This window comes from Cohnella yongneupensis, from assembly GCF_042655785.1.
GTDB lineage: Bacteria > Bacillota > Bacilli > Paenibacillales > Paenibacillaceae > Cohnella > Cohnella yongneupensis.
Genome location: NZ_JBHSNC010000070.1, coordinates 1 through 3,132, shown reverse-complemented (window position 1 = coordinate 3,132; position 3,132 = coordinate 1). Strand labels below are relative to the sequence as shown.

The 3,132-nt window shown below is 52.9% G+C and carries 4 protein-coding genes; all 4 read left to right on the top strand.

What is annotated here, in order from left to right; all coding sequences use genetic code 11:
- The first annotated feature begins 215 nt into the window (after positions 1 to 215).
- From ACFPQ4_RS24755 to ACFPQ4_RS24740, 4 genes are read left to right on the top strand one after another with little or no spacing between them, the layout of a single operon-like run.
- A complete protein-coding gene (locus ACFPQ4_RS24755; protein ID WP_378114631.1) occupies positions 216 to 671 on the top strand; it encodes a DUF6431 domain-containing protein in 456 nt (151 codons plus the stop codon).
- A 36-nt stretch (positions 672 to 707) separates the two neighbouring features.
- Entirely contained in the window at positions 708 to 2,063 is a 1,356-nt protein-coding gene (locus ACFPQ4_RS24750; protein WP_378114630.1) for a DDE-type integrase/transposase/recombinase, read from the top strand.
- Positions 2,056 to 2,856: an ExeA family protein gene (locus ACFPQ4_RS24745; protein WP_378114629.1), complete on the top strand. Its 801-nt coding sequence runs from the start codon at positions 2,056 to 2,058 to the stop codon at positions 2,854 to 2,856. The genes ACFPQ4_RS24750 and ACFPQ4_RS24745 overlap by 8 nt, the downstream gene beginning before the upstream one ends.
- Entirely contained in the window at positions 2,853 to 3,077 is a 225-nt protein-coding gene (locus tag ACFPQ4_RS24740) for a DUF5348 domain-containing protein (protein ID WP_378114628.1), read from the top strand. Before ACFPQ4_RS24745 ends, ACFPQ4_RS24740 begins: the two co-directional genes overlap by 4 nt.
- Positions 3,078 to 3,132: the final 55 nt, after the last annotated feature.

Here is a 3,132-nt window from a genome sequence, read left to right as displayed (position 1 = left end):
ATGACCGAGAACATAATGGAGGAATGGAAAAGACGTCCCTTATCGGATGAGGTGCTGCTCGAACAGTGCCTCATCCAGGACGTCTTTCCATCATGGTTATTATATCGTGGTTATTATATCAAAGTTTCTATTAGAAGCGAAAGAGACAGAGCCCTGCGTTTTTTGTTAGGAGTGCGGAACTTGTCCCCTGTCCGTGTTGTTTCGGGGAATTAGTCGTGGTTGGGAGCCGAAAGCGGGTATGGTATCAGAGTAGCGGAGATCGCGCTACGCTCATCATTCGTCGGCTTTATTGTAAGGCGTGTGCGAAAATCCATCATGAACTGCCGGACTTGCTCGTTCCCTACAAGCGCTTTGACGCAGAAAGCCTAGAAGGTGCGCTTTCTGGGATTGAGCGTACAGATATTGCGGCAGACGAGTCAACGCTGGCCCGTTGGAAATCGTGGTTCGTGGCTTTTGCCGTGTATGCCGCGGGTGCCTTGCAGTCTATATCGCTTCGTTATCACCTGCCTGTGGCAAGGTCGTCCACTCGTCACTATTCCGCACTCCAATCTCTTGGACGTTTTGTCGGCGATGCCCCCGGATGGCTAAGTAGAGTTGTCCGCCCTGTCGCCAATTCGAATCTTTGGATGACAGACCCGTTCTGCCTTTCTGTCCGCGACCTTCTGAAATAGACTCATCTCATGGCTACGAATAGGGAGGCATGAGACGTGAAAAATCAGAAGAAAGCGGAAGAAATCGCCGTGCAGCGGGTTCAGTTGTTGTCCCCGCTTTTGGCCAGCGGACTGGATTCAGCGAAAGCCAGCCAGATCAAGGCAGAAATCTGCGCACAGTATGGCATGTCGGAACGTACGCTGCGCCGGTACTTAGCGCAGTATCGAGACGAGAAATTCGAGGGACTAAAACCAAAGCCCCGAGGACGAAAACCTTCTCCGGAGACGATCAAGGCGGAACACCTCGAGGACGCGATTCTGCTGCGGCGAGAGGTGCCTAGTCGAAGCGTGAGGCAGATCATTCAAATCCTCGTGTGGGAAGGCAAGGCAAAACCAGGCGAAATCAAACGCAGCACGCTGCAAGACCGGCTAACCGCGCGCGGGTACAGCTCACGCCAAATGCGCATGTATACCAGTCAAGGCGTCGCCGCCCGGCGCTTTCAGAAGAAACACCGTAACGCCCTCTGGCAATCGGATATCAAATTCGGTCCGCATCTGCCTATCGGTGCAAACGGGGAGAAGAAGCCGGTTTACCTCGTACTCTTCATCGACGACGCGACGCGTTTTGTCGTGAATGGCGCCTTTTATGATTCGCTTGAGCAATCTATCGTGGAGGATTGCTTCCGTCAGGCTATTGCAAAGCATGGCATTCCGGAGTCCGTTTACTTCGACAATGGCAAGCAGTATAAGACGAGGTGGATGAATCGCACATGCGCCAAGCTGGGCATTCGCCTACTCTTTGCTAAACCATATGCGCCGGAATCAAAAGGTAAGGTAGAGCGCCTAAACGGCGTCGTGAGGAGTTTTCTAAGCGAGCTTGCGCTCGAGAAGGTAACCTCGCTCGAGCAACTCAATACCTGGTTTCAAGTATGGCTGTCGGAGTGTCATCAGAATAAGACGCACGCAGCGCTTGGCGAAGATCAAACACCGGAAATCGCGTATCGGAGTGATACAAAGGCGCTTCGCTTGGTGGATGCGGACTTGCTCGCTAACGCCTTTTTGCACTGCGAGGATCGTAAAGTCGACAAAGCCGGATGCATCAGCTTTATGGGCAAGAAATACGAAGTCGGTCTACTCTTCATCGGACGAACCGTTCAGGTCGTGTACGACCCGGCGGATATTCGAGAAGTGACCATTGAGCATGAAGGGCATTCGCCTTGGACGGCCCGAGAAATGGTCATCGGGGAGCGTTCGGGTAAGCGACCAGCGCTGCCGGAACATCTGGGGAAAGAATCAACGGACACTTCCCGCCTCCTTCGCGGCGCATCGCAAGAACAGGCCAAACGTAAGGAACTTCAAACGCCAGCCGTCTCCTACCGGTCTATCCGAAAGGAGGACGCAAGTCATGTATGAATCCTTCTACAGCATGAAGAATACGCCGTTTTCACGGGATACACCGCCGCAAGAACTCTATCGGTCGCCCAGTCTGGATGAAATGCTGGAAAGGTTGGGGTACGCTGCCGAGCGTCAGCTTTTCACCGTCGTTACCGGCGATTGCGGAACGGGAAAAACAACGACCATACGGCGGTTTACGGCCACGCTGGATGCCATGAAGTACAAGTTGCTTTATCTGTCGGACTCCAAGCTGACACCGCGCCACTTCTACAAAGGCATGTTAGAGCAGCTTGGTTGCGAGTCGAAGTTCTACCGCGGCGACGCTAAACGGCAATTGCATCGGGAAATTGAACTGATGCGCGGCATTCATCATCTACAGCCGGTCGTTGTTGTGGACGAAGCGCATCTCTTAGACCGGGAGATGCTGGAGGAAGTCCGGTTTCTACTGAATTTTCGAATGGATGCGCAAAGCCCAATGGCGCTCATCTTGGTCGGACAAAGCGAACTGTGGGATCGGCTCCGCCTGCAGGCTTACGCCGCGATTCGTCAGCGAATCGACCTGCAGTGCAGGCTACCGCATTTTGACCGCGCCCAGTCTGGCGAGTACATCAAACGGCATCTCTCGTACGCCGGTAACGAACACGATATCTTCTCAGACAGTGCGATCGACGAAATTCATCGTTTCTCCAGCGGTTCGGCGCGGCTCATTAATAAAGTTTGCACGCATTCACTGATATACGGCGCGCAGAACAAGCGACGAATCATTGACGATCACATGGTGAAGCACGTCATTCAAGGTGAACTGTCATGAGACGGAATTGGTTGCAAATGTCCTATGACAAAGAAGGGGATCGCTGGGCTGTCGACATGGGAAATGGGCATTACGCGCTTCGTTGCGGCAATTTCTTGGAAATTCGAATCGGGGATAGCGGGGTCCCGTGCAGGCTCGAGCTCGATCGCGATTGGTATGTCGTCATGCAGGAAGCGCGATTTTATTTACGCAAGAAAGATACGTACCAAGTCGAAATCTAAAATGAACGGGAAAGCCAATTAGGGGCTTTCCCGTTTGAATACCCTTTAAGGTCAG